This window comes from Thermodesulfobacterium commune DSM 2178 (assembly GCF_000734015.1).
Lineage (GTDB): Bacteria > Desulfobacterota > Thermodesulfobacteria > Thermodesulfobacteriales > Thermodesulfobacteriaceae > Thermodesulfobacterium > Thermodesulfobacterium commune.
On the sequence record NZ_CP008796.1, the window covers coordinates 933,649 to 950,726 of the forward strand.

Sequence of the window (17,078 nt, forward strand, 5' to 3'; positions counted from 1 at the left end):
CTATGACCTCTCTTTTATCCTCTTTATAGTTTTCAAAATCTCTTCCTGGTCAGAAAAAGGATACCTTTTTCCCTGAATCTCCTGATAGGTTTCGTGACCCTTTCCTGCGATTAACAATACATCTCCTTCTTCCAAAAGTTTTATCGCAAACTCGATGGCTTCTCTTCTGTCTGAAATCACTGCACAGGGTTTTATGCCTTTTAGCCCCTTCTTTATATCGTCGATGATAGCCTCAGGCTCTTCAAAACGAGGGTTGTCTGAAGTAAGGATTACATAATCTGCAATAGTTTCTGCTACCTCACCCATAAGAGGTCTTTTACCAGCATCTCGGTTACCTCCACAACCAAAAACCACAACAAGCCTGTTTTTCTTTAGAGGTAATAAACTTTTCAAGGCATACTCTAGAGCTGAAGGAGTATGAGCATAGTCTACAAACACCTTAGCCCCGTTAAACTCAGCTACCAGTTCTAACCTTCCTACTGGATTTCTAAGCTCCCTAAGCCTTAAAACTATCTCTTCCTTGGGATAGCCTAAAGCCGTCAAAATTCCTACTGTCGTAGCTAGATTTTTTGCCTGGTATTCTCCAAAAAGTGAGGTTTTAACCCTATATACCTCACCAGTCTCTAAAAATTTTAACTCTACCTCAAGCCCATCTTCCATCCCTAAAATTTCTACCCTTAAATAACCATCGTTTACAATGAGGATCCGGTCTTCAAGTAAAAAGGTTTTTAACTCCTGATAAAGTCTTTTCCCATACTCTGTCTCAAATGATAAAACTACCTTGCCTTCTGGAGTTAAATAATCGGTAAAAAGTAACTTTTTAGCCTGAAAATAGGCTTCCATGGTTTTATGGTAATCCAAGTGATCTCTTGAAAGGTTGGTAAAACCTGCTATTTCAAAGGAAAGTCCTTCTACTCTTTTTTGGTCTAAAGCATGAGAAGAAACCTCCATCACACAGGCTTTAAATCCCTTATCTACCATTTCTTTCATCAACCAACCAAGTTTTATGATAGAAGGTGTAGTCTCAGTAGCAGGAATTCTTCTTTCTATCTCGTAAAAAATAGTTCCTATATACCCGGTTTTTACCCCAAGGCTTTGCAACAAAGTTTTTGTAAAGTAGCATACCGAAGTTTTTCCGTTGGTTCCGGTAACCCCTATAAGGGTTAGTTTCTTTTCAGGGTGGTCAAAAAAATTCAAAGCCATCTGAGAAAGGGCTTTTTTAACATCCCTTACCTGGATTTGATAAACCCCTGAGGGAATTTTTTGGGGCTCTATAGGTGTCTCCCTAACGATAACCTTAGCACCTCTGTTAATAGCCTCAGGTATAAAGTCTTCGCCCTTAAGATTAGTCCCTTTCCTTGCTATAAACACGTAGCCCTCAGACATCTCTTTAGAGTTGTCAGCGATTCCATAAACCTGGATGGTTAACCACTTCTCATCCTCAGGGTAAACCTTTAGTATTTCCACATCCTTAATAATGTCCTTCAGAAATTTCATAACAACCCTGCAAATAAGTCGTCAAACCGTTCTGAACAAAGATTAATCTTTATGTCCTCGGAAGAATTGTTTTTCTCTTTTAAAACTACAATTAACATTTTATTATCCTTAAAATAAACCCTTACCACTGATTTGTCCAATAAAAACATCATCTTGTCTTTGGAGAAATTTTCCAACTCTGGATTGCAAACCTTTTCGTTTTTTTTCACAAAATCGATAGAAATATTCTGACCACAAAGACTAGCCAAAAAGTATTCTCCTAAACCCCAGAGAGTTGTCTTTTGATTTTTATGAAATATCCCAAAAACTGATGAAGGGTAAGCTTCTTCAAACAACGGAGTTTCTTTTTCATCCACGTAAGCTAAAACCTCTCCTGTAGAAAGGTCTATTTCTGCTAAACCTAGTTGATAATTTTTTTCTAGCTGTTTTTTAAGATTCAGAAACTTTTTTTCCTTTTTAAGGTCCAAAGATAACACCAGCGGCTCTCCTTTCTGGAGATAAGCATCAAACCTCTTTTCTAAACCTGAAACCCCATAACCATTAAACGTTTCTCCTATCAGAAAATCCATCTCTGGAACCAGTATCTTTCTTCTAAAAGATTTTTCTATAAGAACTCTTGACTCCTTTGAGAGCCTCTCTACTTCATCTAACGTCAAATCCTCAGAAAGAAGGATGATCCCCTTTTTCGGAAGGTTTAAAGTAGAAGGCAGGTAGGTCTTTACCACATCAGGTATAGACTCAGCCATCCAGTTGTTGTTTTTAATAACATAATAGGCCTTATAGTTTTCTAAAGTAATGACTAAGGGTTCGTAGTTTCTATCAAAAATATATCCTCGTTTTACCTCTGGAAGAGAAGATTTGCCGGTAACCTTTTCGACAGAAAAATTGAGCACCAACACCAGAAAAAACAGAAATATGCCCAAAAAACACCATAAACTGTAATGCTGTTTTTTACTCATCTTAGAAAAATATAATCCCCATTTTGAGGTGGTCTTAACCCAAGTTTTTTAGCCTTTTCTAACACTATTTCTCGACTGGTTAAGCTATAAAACTGATTTTTTAATTCTTTATTTTTGTTAAGAAGTTGGTGTTTTTCTACCTTTAGCTTAATCCAAACATAGGTTTTATAGGCTGTAGCTACCGACATTACAAAGAGCAGTACCGTGGTTAGGATAAGAGCGGTATTAAAAGCCAGCTGTTTTATCCATTCTTTAAAACAAAACTTGGCCACGTTTTTCTTTTGAGAACTTGAATCCTGGTTAACCCTACGGTCTAAATGAGGCTTATAAACCAAGGTTTTATTGGCTATCATATTTTCTCCCCCACCCTTAGTTTGGCACTACGGGCCCTTGGATTTCTTCTTATCTCTTCTAAAGTAGGAACAACCGGCTTTTTTAACACAGGCCTTATCCTCGGGTCAACCTTAAAAAAATTTTTTACCAGCCTATCCTCTAAAGAATGAAAAGAAATTATCGCTATCCTTCCTCCTGTTTTTAAAACCTCTGGTACCTCCTTTAGCACTTTTTCTAAATTCTTAAGTTCTTCGTTAACTTCTATTCGTAAACTTTGAAATATCACAGCAAGAAGGCTCTTTCTGCTACTTTTATAAAACTCCTTAACAGCCTCTACCAAATCTTTAGTGGTTTTAAAGGGTTTTCTTTTTCTTCTTTCGCAGATAAACTGAGCAAATTTAACGGCACTTGGGACCTCTCCTGTTAAAAAAACCTGAGAAAGCCTTTTTACATCATAAATATTTAAGATTTTTTCTGCGGTAAGCTCTTTTTCCAAACTCATCCTCATGTCTAAAGGCTCATCTTTTTGGAAAGAAAAACCCCGTCCGCTATGTTCTAACAGAAAAGAAGAAATACCAAGGTCTAATAAAATCCCATCTGCCAACACACCTTCTTTCTGTAAAACTTCTTTTATATAAATAAAATTTAAGTTAAAAAGTCTTGCTCTATCTCCATATTTACTTAACCTTTGCTTAGCGAGCTCAAAAGAAGGTTCATTCCATTCAAAACCGTATAAAACACCTGTAGGAGAAGACCTTTCAAGAATAGCCTCACTATGCCCTCCCATCCCCACAGTGCCGTCTACATAGATCTTATCTGGAAACACCTTAAGCCAATCTATAATCTCCTCTAAAAGCACAGGCTCATGGAAAGAAATACTCCTACCTCCCGGTGAGATAGGGGTTTATCATCTGCATAATCTGGTTAAAATTATTTTTCGTTTCTCTAAACCTGCTTTCTAAATGAACTGGATTCCATATCTCGAAGTGATAAAGCATTCCTAACAGCACCACCTCTTTTTCTAACCCAATTTCTTCTCTCAAAGACTGGGGCAACAAAATCCTTCCCTGTTTGTCAGGCTGGCATTCCTCAGCAGAACCTAAAAAATACCTTACATATTCCCTTACCTCTGGAACATCCCAAGGAAGCCCCAACAACTTTTCTTCTATCTTTTGCCATTCCTCTACAGGATAGGCTACCAAACACTCAGGATAGTTAGTAACCACTAAATTTTCACTCCCATATTTAACCCTTAGAACCTCTCTAAATTTAGCAGGAAGACTAAACCGACCTTTTTCATCTAAAGAGTGCTTAAACTTACCTCTAAACATTATCTTCCACTTTTTACCACTATATACCACTTACAATATAAAAAACTAGATAAAAGTCAAGACCGATTTTTTAAATTTAATTGATTGTAAAATTAAAATTATTCTTTATATGGTTTTATCTTAAAAATTAACGGAACTAAGCCTTGTTCTTTATATCTTGTGATTTAAAAAAGTAACTAAGTGATTTTCTCAAGAATTTTATATATAAGTTGCTCTATCTTCTTGGCTAAACTACTTTGGGAAAATTTAAGATAAGGGATCCCAGCTTTTACTGACTCTAAAATTTCTTCAGAAAAGGGGATCACACCTATTACCTCAGTCCCTTCTTTCTCGAGTTGGGTGGCCATATGTTGGCTCATCTCAGGATTTAAGTCATACTTATTGATAATCACCTTTAGGTCCACCTTAAAATGTCGAGCAAGATCTATCACCCTTTTTACATCGTGAAGACCAGAAACAGTCGGTTCAGTAATGGCTATAGCAAGGTCAACACCAGTCATAGAGGCCATTACCGGACAACCTATTCCAGGGGGCCCATCAAGAATGATAAAATCTGCCTTGGTTGTCTCAGCTATTCCTTTAGCTACTTCTCTCAGTTTAGCTACCAATTTTCCTGAGTTTTCCTGGGCGATACCCAGTCTTGCGTGAACCATTTTCCCATACTCAGTTTGAGAAATAAAGTAGTATCCTGATAACACATCGTTAAAAACGATAGCTGAGGCAGGACATATATAGCTACAAACAGTACACCCCTCACAAGAAAACCTATCAACCTGAAAATCATCGTTTATAGCCTCAAATTGACACACCTCCTTACAAGCCCCACATAAGGTGCATTTTTCTTTGTCTATAAAGGCTTTCTTTCCTCCAAAAAACTCAAAAGATTGCTCTATAGAAGGATGTAAAAGCAGATGTAAATTAGCTGCATCAACATCACAATCTACGATAACCTTGTTTAAGATAGCTACTGCCAAACAACCTGTAAAAAAGGTTTTACCTGTTCCACCTTTTCCACTTATCACCAAAATCTGTTTCATTTTATAAATCCCTTTATCGATTTAATAAGATTTAAGAATTTTTCTTTATACTCAGGCATACCAACTACCAAAGGAATGCCCTTTGAATAAAACTCAGCTATTTCTCTTTTAAAAGGGATTTTCATCAAAATGGGAAGGCCGACATTTTCACAAAAGTTTTCCACAATTTTATCTTCCTGAGATTTATTGATGATTACCCCGCAGGGTATGTTTAAAACTTTGGTCATTTCATAAGCAAGCTCTAAGTCATGAAGTCCAAAAGGGGTTGGCTCTGTAACCAGAATGCAGAAATCAGCACCTTTTATTGAGGCCACCGTAGGGCATGAAGTACCAGGTGGGGCATCGATGATTGCAATCTTATCAGGATCGATAAACTTTTTAGTTTCTTCGATTACCTTAGGGGCAAGCACCTCCGAAATGTTTAGCTTCCCCTCTATAAACTCTATGCCTTCTTTAACACCTTTGGTTATTTCTCCTATAGGCCTGAATCCAGAATAAATAGCCTTTTCAGGACAGAGTAAAATACAACCTCCACATCCATGACATAGATGAGGAAAAAAGAAAACCTCCCCACCTTGTTCAAACTTTAACACAGACAAAGCATTATAAACGCATATTTTGCTACAATAACCACAATAAGTACATTTTTCTTTATCTATCTCAGGAATCAGGGTATTTACTTGATAGGTTTCTTTGATCTCTGGGGTTAAAAAAAGTCGAACATTTGGTTCTTCTACATCACAATCGATTATCTGAGCGTTACCTATGGTTAAGGCTAAAGAAACCGCTACCGTAGTTTTACCTGTTCCTCCTTTTCCGCTGGCAACTGAGATTATCATTCGTTTATCTTGTATAACCTTTTCTTATTTGCTCTCAAAAGTAATTTTAGTCCCTACCCCTACCTTTAAAAACCTTTCTTTAAAATGTTGTTTAAAAAGCTTTAGAGCAAGGTCTCCGGTGCAATGAGATGGTGCGAGCAATCGGACATCTTTACTTTCTAAACAAGCTATCACGTTCCTAATTTCTTCCGCGTTTTTATCAAGCAGATGAAGACCTCCTAAAATCGCTAAAACCTTAGGGTTGATCTCAGAGATAACTTTTTCGATAATTTTTTCGATCCCAGGATGAGCACACCCTGTAAGGACTATCACCCCATCTTTGGCTTCTAAAACCAAGGAAGTTTCTTTGACCTTTCCTTCAAGCTCACCGGTAAGATAAACTCCTTGGGTAATCCTTAAAACCTCTGAAGAAACTTTAAACAACCTTGCGTAAGGCAATAACTTTTTAACCTCTTCATAAAAAGAGACTCCGGCATAAATCTCAGCCTCAGGCATTAAACTCTGTATCTCTTTTAAACCACCTGTATGGTCTTTGTGGGCATGAGATAGAATGATTTTTGAAACTAAAGAAGGAGTTATCCCTGCTCTTTTTAAATTTTTTATCAACTTTTGTCCGTCGGCCCCGGTATCAAAAAGTAAAAATTCATCGTTTCTCTTAACAACGCAGCTATATCCCCAACCTGTTTCAAAACCTGGTTCACCCTTATAGTTATCAAAAACTATGGTAACTTCTATCAAGGGTTAAGGGCCTCCACGATTTTATCTACCACTTTTGCAAAAGCTTTAGCAGGTTCACTGTCAGGATAGTATAATAAAACTGGTTTTCCTTCGTCTCCTCCCTGAACTATCCTTGGGTCAAGAGGAATTTTGCCTAAAAAAGGAATGTTATACTCTTTAGCGATTTTTTCCGCTCCACCTGTCTTAAATATTTCGATTATATCTCCACAACGGGGACAAACAAACCCACTCATGTTTTCTACAACTCCAAGGATAGGGATCGAAGCCTCTAAACAAAACCTTATAGACCTTCTCACATCAGCCAAAGCTACCTCTTGAGGGGTAGCTACTATGACAGCTCCGTCAACTTTATCTAAAAGTTGATGGATAGAAATCACTTCATCTCCTGTACCTGGAGGAGAATCAACCACTAAATAATCAAGAGGTCCCCAACGAACCTCTGTTAAAAACTGCTCTATCACCCGATGTTTCAGGGGACCTCGCCAAATTACCGGAGTATCTTTTTCCTGCAAGAAAAACCCTATAGAGATTACTTCTAAATTTTCAAAAGGCTTCAAAGGGAAAAGCCCGGCATCGGTAACCAAAGGAGGAATACCTTGTAAGCCTAACATATTAGGAATATTAGGCCCGTGAATATCTATATCCAAGAGTCCAGTAAAATATCCTTTTTGAGATAACCCCACCGCAAGATTGGTAGACACCGTACTTTTACCAACCCCTCCTTTTCCAGATAACACCAAAATTTTTCTTTTTATTTTAGAAACTGTATTTTTAAGCCCATCCTGACCCTCTTCATTTAATCCTTTTTTTGCATCACATTGTTTTGCATCACATTGAGGACTACATTGATTCTCACAGCTACAACCTTTTTCTTCCATACTTCAGGCCTCCTAACTCAGATTTTTAACCTGATTGATTCCATCTATCACCTTACCCGAAACTTCTAAAATTTTTATTTTCGCCGAACCAATTATCCTTTCTGCTTTCGGACCTAATTTACCACCAGTAACTAAAACTTGAACCCCTTTAGAAGCCACAAACTGGGCAGCTTGAACCCCAGCCCCTTGAGTAGCCTCTCTCCAGGTATTTTCTATTACCTCGTACTCTCCTGTTTCTGTATCGTAAAAAACAAAATATCTGCAACGTCCGAACCTTGAGTCTATCTCTGCCTCTAAATCCTTTCCTTGAGAGACTATACAAATTTTCATGGCATTAACTCCTGCTTATTTTTTAAAAAATTTTAAATTACTTACCCTGTTCGATTTCACTTAAACGTTTTTCTATAGCTTCAAGATTCTTTCTTAAAATCTCTGCCTCCTGCCTTAGTATTTCTGCTTCATTTACCGAAGAGAACCTTGCTCCAAAAGCCCTTCTCCAGAACCATCTCCACCCTCTTCCAAGACCTGCAAACCATCTCCAACAACCCCAACCACCTCTTCTACCTCTACCCCATCCTAATCCTCCAGGAATCATAAACCCAGGAGTATTAGCCCCAGAACAATATCCTAAACCTCTTCCTGTTCTTGGTCCTAACCCAAGTGGACCTGTTCTATCTCCCCAAGGCATACCCAACACCTCCTTTTAGTTTTTTAATGAAAATGATTTTCATTATTAAATTTAACCATACTCTTTAAAAAGTCAAGACCCTAAAAGATATTTTTTAATGTTGACACTCATGTTCTCCATGATCACAAAGGCTTTCTCCTCCCTCTAAACTTCCACTGATAAAAGCTTTCATCACTTCTTCAACTTTTCCTGTTACGCCAAGGATGACCTTTATCCCAAAAGACTCAAGCATATTTACTGCATTTGGCCCCATCCCCCCAGCTATAACACAGTCTACCCCTTGATTTCTCAAGAAAGTAGGCACTAACCCTGGTTGATGAGTCCTATAACCTGGGTTTTCTAAAACAGACTGATTAACAATCTGTCCATCCTTAACCTCTAAAATCGTAAACTTTGGACATCTTCCAAAATGTTGAGCCACATATCCATCCTCTGTAGCCACCGCTATTCTCATTTTATAACCCCCCTCTTTTAAATTTTTTTGATATTGAGAATTATAATCATATTTAAAATAAAAACAAGTTCTTAAAAAAGTTAAAAAACTACCATATAGCCTCAAAATCAAACGACTAAGCCTGAACAACAAATTATTTTTCTTAAACCTTATCAGAAGGTATATACAAGATTAAAAAATTCAAAAAAATCTTAATTATTTAGGTGTTGTAAAATTTAACGAATAAGTTATATTGTAATCAAAATAAAAACTATCGGGGCGTAGCGCAGCTTGGGAGCGCACCTGCCTTGGGAGCAGGGGGTCGGAGGTTCAAATCCTCTCGCCCCGATTTTTTCTGGTCTTCCAGGGACTGTGGTTCAGTTGTGACAACGTGTTGACGACATTAGACTCAAGAATTTCTATGGCTTTTCTTAATTGAGGAAAGGCTACTTTCGTGTATATCTGTGTGGTCTTGATGTCCTGTATCCTAAAAGAGCCTGAATTGTTCTCAGGTCTACTCCCTGTTCAAGCAGGTGAGTTGCAAAGGAATGTCTGAGCTGGTGAGGGTGGATGTGTTGGGTTATGCCAGCTTTCTTTACTATCCTTTTGATTGCCTTCCGTAAGTCTCGGATGGTCTTTTCTGGATTTTTTGGTGAAGGGAAGACAATCTGGGTGTTTGTTTTTATGGTGTCTCTCAGATTTTGCAATGCTGAATAAACAACTTGGCTCATGGGAACAAACCTTTCCTTATTTCCTTTTCCACTTATTTCCTTTTCCACGGACATGGATAAAACTATGTTCCCAGAAAATATCATTCCATCTGAGTGCGACTACTTCATTTTTCCTCAGCCCCATATGGTACATAACGAGAAATAGAGCATAGTAAAAGGGTTCTGACTTCGCAGTTTCAATGAATTTCACGGTAGTCTGTAGGTCTAAAGGTTAGGGAAGTCGGTATTTATGTTTTAATCTTTTGATTTTCAGTGGTTGGTTGGCATAACCCATCTCCATAGCCCACCTTACAAATGCAGAAAGGGTGTTTAGCTCCACATTCACCGCTCTGGTTCCTTTCACGCCTTTTTTTCTAACTCTCTCAATCTTTTTAGTTTATAAGCCTCTATCAAAGAAGGAGAAATCTTTTAGAAAGTAAGGTGGCCGAAAAAAGGAATTATATGTTTCAGAATGATTCTCTTTTTTTCAGAGAACGTTTTTTGAGATTGGTGAACCCGACATATTGAAGGTATTCATAGGCTATATTTGAAATATTAGGCTTGTTTGGAACTTTTCATATATAGACAGAAAGTTCTTTTTTAGCTCTTGTTCAAAGACTTTGGCCTCCTCATAAGTCCCGTGGAAGATTTGCCTAAAACGGTGCTTCCGACCTAGAGAAATATCAACGATCCAACAATCTTTTTTGTTCTTGTAAGGTCTTATAGCCATTAGCTATTTATGTTTTTCTTTCTATTCTCTCTAAAATTTCCATCACTTTTCGCCTCGCCATCGTTTTAATAACATGTTTTTTTTTTTTCTTCAAAATCCAGTAAAAGATCAAAAGCCTAAAGTTTTTGGGCAATTAAGTCAAGTCTTTCTAGAATCATTCTGAGAATTTCAGTGTTTTCCTTCATCTTACACCTCTTCTCCAGACAAAGACACTACATGGCGGTAAAACCGCCAGACTAGAAAAATTATAGCCGTGGTCACTCACAGGGCAGACATCCATAGTTGCAAAATCAGTGAAAAAATCATCCCACCGAGAACCAAGATAAACTTTTCATGCTTCTTCCAAAATTCTATCCATACTTTTTGCACTGCTTCATCTTGAAAAAATTTAGGTAAAAATTGCGAATTTTTTCCATTTTAATTCACATCCTTTTTTTCTTCCTCCAATACAACGCTCCAGTTACACCTGCTGCTCCCAAGGTTATTGCTCCCGGCATTCCTGCTCCTATTCCTACCCCCACTTTTAGACTGGAAGGAACAAATACAGTAGCCAGCCGTGGATCGTTTTGCTTTGTTGCGTTTTCTAGTTGCGAAGTTATGAAATTTAGATTTTCTTTTCTAAAAGGAGTGGGATCATTGGAGTATAAATAAACCACAGGCCATCTTTGATATTCCTCCAGTAGTTTCTGCTATTTTTCAGGAGATAGTTCTTTTGTGCTTGTATCAACGATCTCTTCGTCAGCTTTGAATTTCAAAGAAGCAAGCACAAGGTCTTTTTCCCGTATCTCCTGTGTGTTTTTTTTCAACATCTGGTATCGTTCATGTGCCTTCTGGATTTCTACCTGGATTTTTTCTTTCATATGCTGAAACTCAGGGAATTCTACAAGAGCCGTGTTCAAAAGTGCATTTGCCCAGATTATCTTTTTCTCTTTCTCTTTCTCGTATGGAGTTAGGTTAGTATTCTCAAGGATTCCACGCTGATAGAGGTAGAAAAATTTGGCACGATTCAAAATAGAATCATTCCTGGAAAGCTCCACGGCTTCAGGAGAGAGAGCTTTCCACAAAAGGAAGGCGTGGATCAGAGAATCCCAGTTTCCTTTTTCGTACACATAGAGTAAAAAGTCAGCGGCACACGCAAACACAAAGGGAGGGATACTGTAGGACCAAACTGGACCTAAAAGTCCGTACGCAATGAAAGTTTGAAACTGAGATAGCATCTGTGTTGTCATTCCAAAAGTTTCTTCTTTTTTTCTGAGACATTTTTTTCTTCTTTCTCTATGCCAGAAGTTTTTTAACTGGAAAACTCAGCTACAACTTTTTGGAGAAGGGATACCACATCTCGTGAACTTTTTGAGAACAGAACTCCTTTTCACTATGCTTTCAAGAGAACGTATAGTAGATTCCAAAAGTTGTATTGAGAAAGGCATTTCGGCAGCTACGATGGGGTAGTCCATAGGAGAACCTGATTTTTGGTACCAGTTCCAACACATCCCCCCAGCCAACTTACAGCTTTTAGCTCCAAGGTCACTTCCTCCTACATTCACAAACCTTTCATTAAGAACAAGGTATTTTGATGTGTCAAGTGGTGTCTGAAAAACCTTATATTTGTTCGCAAGCACCAAAAATCACGTTGCAAGCATCGCGAAAACAGCTACGTCTTCAAACGCAGGACAAACTACATGCTAGGCCGGAAGTAGCTCTTCATCAAGAATGCGTTTGGAATGCATTTTTTTATAGCATCCTCAATCAGTTCCCGGTTTGAAGAAAAGCCTTTATCACGGCCCTGAAATAGGTATTCAACAAAAATTTCCACTCCTTTTACTTCGCCAATAAGGCTAAACGTGAAAACAAGTGAAGAAATAGATAGTAAAGCGATTTTAGAAACAATTTTTTTATTCATACCTTTTCTCCTTCCTTGGGATTACCTACTTCCATGAACCATTAAAAGTTATCCCTATGTTTACCAGTTTATTGTTTATAAAAGTCTGCTTTAGCGGAATCTTTTTTTGGACTTATCTCGCTTCTTTTTATAGAAACCTTCCGTTTTTTGAAAAGATTAGCAAAAATTCAAAACTAAATCTGTTTTCTAAACCCATCATAGGTGGTTTAATTCTTATAGTCCTTACGTTTATATTTTCTGAAAACTACCTGGTCTTGGACTTGAGACGATAAAAAAGCCATCGTAGGTGAACCCATCTCTCCTATAGCCTTTATTTTAAAAATTCTTTTTACTTCTATTACCCTAAACTTCGGGGGTAGCGGAGGAATTGTTACCCCTTTGTGTTTTTTGTAAGAGCAACCGCAGATAACACATTTGGAATCCTTTTTGGACTTGACAGATCCTTATTTGCCTTTATTGGAATGGTCAGTCTTTTAGCAGGGGCAACCAATACTCATATCTCTGCAATCATTATGGCAGGAGAACTTTTCGGTCCCCAAATAGCTCCTACGCGGCTCTCGATTGTATCATCAGCTTCTTAATAACAGGACACAGAAGCATCTTCTCCAGTCAAGTCTTGATATGGCAAAATCTACCTCACTTTCTATAGAAAAAGGAAAAGAACTAAGAGAAATAATAAAAATTATCTATCAACCAAGACCAAAAAGCCTTTCTGCTATTCTTTTTCAAATTAATAAAAAAATTTTTTAACAGGTCATAGCCATCTTTTTTCACCAGCCAACATAATCTTTAATAGCAAATCTGATTGAGTAGCTACTATATTTTGCAAACAAATTTTTAATAAAAGTTGTCTAAAATAGAAAAAGGATGGCTGTCTTTCTTTAAGACAGCCATCCCAATTTTATGACATTTTCTGACTACTCAGAAAGATGTTTCATTGTTTCTGCTTTTAATGAAGGAGAATTTTCGTTATCTTTATAAGGGGGGATCTCTCCTCTAAATATCTTTAGCCATACCCTTATAGAGTCCATTACAATCAGTATAACCAATAAAATCATTACCGCAGAAAGCACGGCAAGTAAATATTTTTGTTTAGGAAGATAATTGTTAACTATATTTTGATACCCAGCAACGATGGTGGTTATTAACAAAAAGGTCATAGGAATGAGAGTTACCCATATATATTTTGCTTTACCAAGCCTTAAAAGATAGGTTGTAGTTACTGCAAATGCCATCCCAGCAAGAAGCTGGTTGTTCACTCCAAAAAGTGGCCATATGGTAGCTATCGTTCCTGTATAAAGAAGATATCCCCAGCAAAATGTAAATATCCCACTTGTAACAATTACACCTGGCCACCATGTGTAATCTCTTAGCTTTGGATAAAACACCCCTCCTAACTCCTGCATTAGATACCTACCTACTCTTGTTCCTGCATCGATAAGGGTAAGTATAAATAAGGCCTCAAACATAATTGCAAAATGATACCAGTAACTCATCAAATGTCTTAGCCCACCTATCCTTGAAAAAATATCAGCCATTCCTACTGCCAAAGATACCGCTCCACCTGGACGACCTGCAAGCTCTTCTCCCACTAAAGCAGAAAGATAAGGCAGATCTTGGACCTGCATCCCGAGTTTCTTAAAAGCTTCCGGAGCACTGTTTATGGCAAAATAGTCTGCTGTAGGAAGTACGGTAGCAGCAATCAAGGCCATCAAAGCTACAAATCCTTCTACAAGCATAGCACCATATCCAATCACTCTTATATCTTTTTCATTTTCCAGCATTTTAGGTGTAGTTCCTGATGAAACAAGGGAATGGAAACCTGAAATGGCTCCGCAAGCTATGGTGATAAACATAAAAGGCCAAACCTTACCTGGTATAACAGGACCACCACCTGCCACAAACTGAGTAACTGCAGGCATTTTAATTTAATTAAAGGATTTACAAGTATCACACCGATGGCAAGTAAAAACATCGTTCCGAACTTCATGTAAGAACTCAAATAATCTCTTGGAACAAGAAGTAACCAAACAGGTAAAACAGCCGCAAAAAATCCATACACTGGAACTAGTATAGAAAGTGTTTTTTTATCAAGAGTAAAATAAGGTGCTAAGCTTGATTCTTTAATCACTGGACCAACCACAACTGCTAAGATGATCAATATCACCCCTATTATACTTGCTTCTACCACCTTACCTGGCCTTAACCATTTAAGATAGATACCTATAAAAATAGCAATCGGTATGGTTACTCCAACTGTGAATGCTCCCCAGGGACTATTATACAAAGCATTCACAACTGCGATAGAAGCACCAGCTAAAACGATGATTAACAAAAATAAAGTAGCAACAAGAACAAGCCAGTAAGATACCGGTCCAACTTGGGCTTTAGCAATTTCAGCAAGAGACTTTCCGTTATGTCTTACTGAGGCAAAAAGCACCACCATATCATGTACAGCACCAGCTACCACACACCCAATCAAAATCCATAAAAAACCAGGCAAATAACCGAATTGTGCGGCTAACACAGGTCCGATTAAAGGTCCTGCGCCAGCTATCGCTGCAAAATGGTGCCCAAAAACAAGCCAACGATTGGTAGGGACATAGTCTCTTCCGTCATTTAAAATAGTAGAAGGAGTAGGTCTTTTGGGATCTAAAGAAAGAACTTTTGCAGCAATAAATGCACTGTAAAACCTATAGGCAAGCACAAAAACACACGATAAAATCACCACCAACACAAGTGCCTGCATCTTGCACCTCCTTTTTAGTTTTTTAACGCAAATAAATTATATTATAAAATTCTAAATCTATTTTTAGTTTTGACAACCGATTAAAATTAATCCGCTATAGGATGCTTATGACTTTGCCTAAGGTTAATTCTTCCTTAAACGTGATTGAATTTTAACAAAAAATTTTTATTTTAATAAAAAGAAGGGGAGTAGATCTATGGGAATTAGGCAAGCTCTATTTTATCAAAAGTTAGATGAAAAAAAGGTTCGATGCATGCTATGTAACCATCGGTGTGTAATACCAAACAATTCTGTAGGTCTTTGTGGGGTTAGGAAAAACGAAGAGGGAGTTTTATATTCTTTGGTATATGGGAAAATTGCGGCACAAAATTTAGACCCCATAGAAAAAAAGCCCCTCTATCACTTCTTACCAGGAACCTGGAGTTATTCTATTGCCACGGTGGGATGTAATTTCAGGTGTAGTTTTTGCCAAAACTTTGAAATCTCTCAATATCCCCATCTTTACAACGCTATTATTGGAAAAATAGTTTCACCTAAAGAAATCGTAGAAAGAGCTTTAAAAGAAAATGCCAAAAGTATTTCCTATACATATACAGAGCCTACCATCTTTTTTGAGTTTGCTTACGATTGTGCTAAATTAGCTTCTAAGCATGGTATCAAAAACGTGTTTGTTTCAAACGGCTACATGACTAAAGAGGCCATAGATTACATCAGCCCCTATTTGCATGGAATAAACGTGGACCTGAAATCCTTTAGAGATAGTTTCTATCGAAAACTTTGCAAAGCCAAACTTCAACCTGTATTAGACAACCTAAAATATCTTAAACAAAAAGGTATCTGGGTAGAAATCACTACCTTGATCATCCCAGGAGAAAACGATGATCCTTCTGAGCTTAAAGACATAGCCCATTTTATAAAAACCGAGCTTGATGAAAACACCCCCTGGCATCTTTCAAGGTTTTATCCTCAATATCAGATGCTTGACAAAGATTTTACCCCTATAGAAACCTTGCAAAAGGCTTATGAAATAGGGAAAGAAGCTGGGTTAAACTATGTATACATAGGAAATGTCCCAGGAAATCCTTATGAAAACACTTACTGTCCTAAATGCGAGACACTCCTTATAGAAAGAAGAGGATTAAGAGCCTTAAAGGTTCGGTTAAGAAGTGACGGTGTATGTCCTGTTTGTGGATTTATTATTGCAGGGGTATGGAGCTAAAGGGTTAATCTTCTTCTTAGCTGACCACAAGCTGCAGAAATATCAAGTCCTTTGCTCTTTCTTACGGTGGTAAGGATGCCATGGTCTAACAAAAACCTTTGAAAGGATTCTATCCTTTCTTCTTCTGGTCTTTCAAAGGGTAGCTCAGGGTGGGGATTATAAGGAATAAGATTGATTTTAATAGGGAAACCTCTGAAAAGGTTTACCAACTCTTTGGCATGCTGGAGACTATCATTTATTTCTTTTATAAGAATATATTCTATGGTAGTGCGTCCGTTTTTTATCCTAGGGAAAGTTTTGATAGTTTCTAAAAGGTCTTTAAGAGGATACTTTTTAGCTACAGGTATAAGACTTTTTCTTAAGTCATCATTTGGGGCATGAAGAGAAATAGCCAAAGCAGTAGGGAAGTCTTCTGCCAGCTTTTTAATCTTCTTTACCAACCCTACAGTAGAGACCGTTAACCTTTTTTTAGAAACATTAAACCCCAAAGGATGGGCAAGGATCTTTAAAGCTTTTATCAAGTTTTCGTAGTTAGCTAAAGGCTCTCCCATACCCATAAAAACAATGTTTCTTAAAGGAAGCAAACTATTTATTTCCTTAAGATACAGACGTGCTATAATCACTTGAGAGATTATTTCATAGACCTCTAGATTTCTTTTAAAACCTCCTTTAGCCGTAAGACAAAACTTACACCCCATCGCACATCCTACCTGAGTTGAGACACAAAGGGTATAATGGTCTCTTTCAGGGATGACCACCGTCTCTATGATCTCACCATCCTGTAATTTTAGAGCGAATTTGGTAGTTCCCTCTAGATCTGAAATCTTTTCAACTACTTCTGGCAACTCAAGAGTAAAGGTTTCTGCCAATTTTTTTCGTAATACCTTAGGAAGGTTTGTCATCTGGTCAAAATCAATGGCTTCTTTACAAGTAATCCAGTGAAAAATCTGTTCTGCACGATATTTAGGCTCACCAAGATGTGAGATCAAAACCTCTATTTCTTCTAAGGTATAGTTTCTTAAATTAAGCTTTTCCAT

At 37.6% G+C, this 17,078-nt stretch carries 22 protein-coding genes, 1 tRNA gene and 1 pseudogene; 3 read left to right on the forward strand and 21 right to left on the reverse strand.

Annotation, left to right across the window (positions count from 1 at the left end):
• The 12 genes from HL41_RS04645 to HL41_RS04700 all read right to left on the reverse strand — a co-directional run bounded on the left by HL41_RS04645 (position 1) and on the right by HL41_RS04700 (position 8,754).
• Complete coding sequence (locus HL41_RS04645) at positions 1-1,497, reverse strand: UDP-N-acetylmuramoyl-L-alanyl-D-glutamate--2,6-diaminopimelate ligase (protein ID WP_051754506.1); 1,497 nt, start codon at positions 1,495-1,497, stop codon at positions 1-3.
• On the reverse strand, positions 1,494-2,456 hold the full coding sequence (locus HL41_RS04650; RefSeq protein ID WP_038060625.1) for a penicillin-binding protein 2: 963 nt from the start codon (positions 2,454-2,456) through the stop codon (positions 1,494-1,496). The genes HL41_RS04645 and HL41_RS04650 overlap by 4 nt, the downstream gene beginning before the upstream one ends.
• Complete coding sequence (locus HL41_RS04655; protein WP_038060627.1) at positions 2,453-2,809, reverse strand: hypothetical protein; 357 nt, start codon at positions 2,807-2,809, stop codon at positions 2,453-2,455. Before HL41_RS04655 ends, HL41_RS04650 begins: the two co-directional genes overlap by 4 nt.
• Positions 2,806-3,687, reverse strand: a complete 882-nt coding sequence (rsmH, locus tag HL41_RS04660) for a 16S rRNA (cytosine(1402)-N(4))-methyltransferase RsmH (protein ID WP_327138734.1) — start codon at positions 3,685-3,687, stop codon at positions 2,806-2,808. Before rsmH ends, HL41_RS04655 begins: the two co-directional genes overlap by 4 nt.
• Positions 3,671-4,120, reverse strand: a complete 450-nt coding sequence (gene mraZ / locus HL41_RS04665) for a division/cell wall cluster transcriptional repressor MraZ (protein WP_028843095.1) — start codon at positions 4,118-4,120, stop codon at positions 3,671-3,673. The genes rsmH and mraZ overlap by 17 nt, the downstream gene beginning before the upstream one ends.
• 176 nt (positions 4,121-4,296) lie before the next feature.
• A complete protein-coding gene (locus tag HL41_RS04670) occupies positions 4,297-5,157 on the reverse strand; it encodes an ATP-binding protein (RefSeq protein WP_038060630.1) in 861 nt (286 codons plus the stop codon).
• Positions 5,154-5,996, reverse strand: a complete 843-nt coding sequence (locus HL41_RS04675; protein ID WP_038060631.1) for an ATP-binding protein — start codon at positions 5,994-5,996, stop codon at positions 5,154-5,156. Before HL41_RS04675 ends, HL41_RS04670 begins: the two co-directional genes overlap by 4 nt.
• A 24-nt stretch (positions 5,997-6,020) precedes the next feature.
• Positions 6,021-6,734, reverse strand: a complete 714-nt coding sequence (locus HL41_RS04680; protein ID WP_038060633.1) for an MBL fold metallo-hydrolase — start codon at positions 6,732-6,734, stop codon at positions 6,021-6,023.
• Positions 6,731-7,612, reverse strand: coding sequence for an Mrp/NBP35 family ATP-binding protein (locus tag HL41_RS04685; protein WP_022855683.1), 882 nt, complete (start codon positions 7,610-7,612; stop codon positions 6,731-6,733). The genes HL41_RS04680 and HL41_RS04685 overlap by 4 nt, the downstream gene beginning before the upstream one ends.
• A gap of 12 nt (positions 7,613-7,624) precedes the next feature.
• Entirely contained in the window at positions 7,625-7,942 is a 318-nt protein-coding gene (locus HL41_RS04690) for a NifB/NifX family molybdenum-iron cluster-binding protein (protein WP_038060635.1), read from the reverse strand.
• A 37-nt stretch (positions 7,943-7,979) separates the two neighbouring features.
• Positions 7,980-8,300, reverse strand: a complete 321-nt coding sequence (locus HL41_RS04695; RefSeq protein WP_038060637.1) for a DUF5320 domain-containing protein — start codon at positions 8,298-8,300, stop codon at positions 7,980-7,982.
• A gap of 94 nt (positions 8,301-8,394) precedes the next feature.
• Complete coding sequence (locus tag HL41_RS04700) at positions 8,395-8,754, reverse strand: NifB/NifX family molybdenum-iron cluster-binding protein (RefSeq protein WP_038060638.1); 360 nt, start codon at positions 8,752-8,754, stop codon at positions 8,395-8,397.
• Between the two features lie 254 nt (positions 8,755-9,008).
• On the opposite strand from HL41_RS04700, the gene HL41_RS04705 reads away from it, so the two are divergent.
• Positions 9,009-9,082 (forward strand) — tRNA-Pro (locus HL41_RS04705).
• Positions 9,083-9,179: 97 nt separating this feature from the next.
• Here the strand turns inward: HL41_RS04705 and HL41_RS04710 are convergent.
• The 7 genes from HL41_RS04710 to HL41_RS04735 all read right to left on the reverse strand — a co-directional run bounded on the left by HL41_RS04710 (position 9,180) and on the right by HL41_RS04735 (position 12,073).
• Positions 9,180-9,548 (reverse strand): tyrosine-type recombinase/integrase, encoded by a 369-nt coding sequence (locus tag HL41_RS04710; RefSeq protein WP_028840858.1) that lies wholly within the window; start codon positions 9,546-9,548, stop codon positions 9,180-9,182.
• Positions 9,481-9,654, reverse strand: coding sequence for a tyrosine-type recombinase/integrase (locus HL41_RS09965; RefSeq protein WP_081856477.1), 174 nt, complete (start codon positions 9,652-9,654; stop codon positions 9,481-9,483). Before HL41_RS09965 ends, HL41_RS04710 begins: the two co-directional genes overlap by 68 nt.
• Positions 9,655-9,675: 21 nt before the next feature.
• Entirely contained in the window at positions 9,676-9,807 is a 132-nt protein-coding gene (locus tag HL41_RS09870) for a hypothetical protein (protein ID WP_268745240.1), read from the reverse strand.
• 65 nt (positions 9,808-9,872) lie between these two features.
• Positions 9,873-9,977: a tyrosine-type recombinase/integrase gene (locus tag HL41_RS09970; RefSeq protein ID WP_407701837.1), complete on the reverse strand. Its 105-nt coding sequence runs from the start codon at positions 9,975-9,977 to the stop codon at positions 9,873-9,875.
• Positions 9,978-10,862: 885 nt separating this feature from the next.
• Positions 10,863-11,390, reverse strand: a complete 528-nt coding sequence (locus HL41_RS04725) for a hypothetical protein (protein ID WP_144241966.1) — start codon at positions 11,388-11,390, stop codon at positions 10,863-10,865.
• 87 nt (positions 11,391-11,477) lie between these two features.
• Positions 11,478-11,792, reverse strand: a complete 315-nt coding sequence (locus HL41_RS04730; protein WP_144241967.1) for a hypothetical protein — start codon at positions 11,790-11,792, stop codon at positions 11,478-11,480.
• Positions 11,793-11,848: 56 nt separating this feature from the next.
• The gene (locus HL41_RS04735; protein WP_028840853.1) at positions 11,849-12,073 is read right to left on the reverse strand and encodes a hypothetical protein; all 225 of its coding nucleotides are present in this window, start codon (positions 12,071-12,073) and stop codon (positions 11,849-11,851) included.
• Positions 12,074-12,453: 380 nt separating this feature from the next.
• On the opposite strand from HL41_RS04735, the gene HL41_RS09975 reads away from it, so the two are divergent.
• A complete protein-coding gene (locus HL41_RS09975; protein WP_028840851.1) occupies positions 12,454-12,654 on the forward strand; it encodes a chloride channel protein in 201 nt (66 codons plus the stop codon).
• A 336-nt stretch (positions 12,655-12,990) separates the two neighbouring features.
• Here the strand turns inward: HL41_RS09975 and HL41_RS09980 are convergent.
• Positions 12,991-14,822, reverse strand: a pseudogene (locus HL41_RS09980) (carbon starvation CstA family protein).
• Between the two features lie 202 nt (positions 14,823-15,024).
• Here HL41_RS09980 and amrS point away from each other — a divergent pair.
• A complete protein-coding gene (gene amrS, locus HL41_RS04750; RefSeq protein ID WP_038060785.1) occupies positions 15,025-16,041 on the forward strand; it encodes an AmmeMemoRadiSam system radical SAM enzyme in 1,017 nt (338 codons plus the stop codon).
• Here amrS and rlmN read toward each other — a convergent pair.
• Positions 16,038-17,078, reverse strand: coding sequence for a 23S rRNA (adenine(2503)-C(2))-methyltransferase RlmN (rlmN, locus tag HL41_RS04755; protein ID WP_022856068.1), 1,041 nt, complete (start codon positions 17,076-17,078; stop codon positions 16,038-16,040). The genes amrS and rlmN overlap by 4 nt on opposite strands.

Coding starts and splice junctions, on each gene's coding strand:
- HL41_RS04675 (WP_038060631.1), bottom strand. CDS start 5,996: ATGATAATCTCAGTTGCCAGCGGAAAAGGAGGAACAGGTAAAACTACG.
- HL41_RS04685 (WP_022855683.1), bottom strand. CDS start 7,612: ATGGAAGAAAAAGGTTGTAGCTGTGAGAATCAATGTAGTCCTCAATGT.
- HL41_RS04695 (WP_038060637.1), bottom strand. CDS start 8,300: ATGCCTTGGGGAGATAGAACAGGTCCACTTGGGTTAGGACCAAGAACA.
- rlmN (WP_022856068.1), bottom strand. CDS start 17,078: ATGGAAAAGCTTAATTTAAGAAACTATACCTTAGAAGAAATAGAGGTT.
- HL41_RS04670 (WP_038060630.1), bottom strand. CDS start 5,157: ATGAAACAGATTTTGGTGATAAGTGGAAAAGGTGGAACAGGTAAAACC.
- HL41_RS04650 (WP_038060625.1), bottom strand. CDS start 2,456: ATGAGTAAAAAACAGCATTACAGTTTATGGTGTTTTTTGGGCATATTT.
- HL41_RS04655 (WP_038060627.1), bottom strand. CDS start 2,809: ATGATAGCCAATAAAACCTTGGTTTATAAGCCTCATTTAGACCGTAGG.
- HL41_RS04710 (WP_028840858.1), bottom strand. CDS start 9,548: ATGATATTTTCTGGGAACATAGTTTTATCCATGTCCGTGGAAAAGGAA.
- HL41_RS04700 (WP_038060638.1), bottom strand. CDS start 8,754: ATGAGAATAGCGGTGGCTACAGAGGATGGATATGTGGCTCAACATTTT.
- HL41_RS04735 (WP_028840853.1), bottom strand. CDS start 12,073: ATGAATAAAAAAATTGTTTCTAAAATCGCTTTACTATCTATTTCTTCA.
- HL41_RS04725 (WP_144241966.1), bottom strand. CDS start 11,390: ATGCTATCTCAGTTTCAAACTTTCATTGCGTACGGACTTTTAGGTCCA.
- HL41_RS04690 (WP_038060635.1), bottom strand. CDS start 7,942: ATGAAAATTTGTATAGTCTCTCAAGGAAAGGATTTAGAGGCAGAGATA.
- mraZ (WP_028843095.1), bottom strand. CDS start 4,120: ATGTTTAGAGGTAAGTTTAAGCACTCTTTAGATGAAAAAGGTCGGTTT.
- HL41_RS04645 (WP_051754506.1), bottom strand. CDS start 1,497: ATGAAATTTCTGAAGGACATTATTAAGGATGTGGAAATACTAAAGGTT.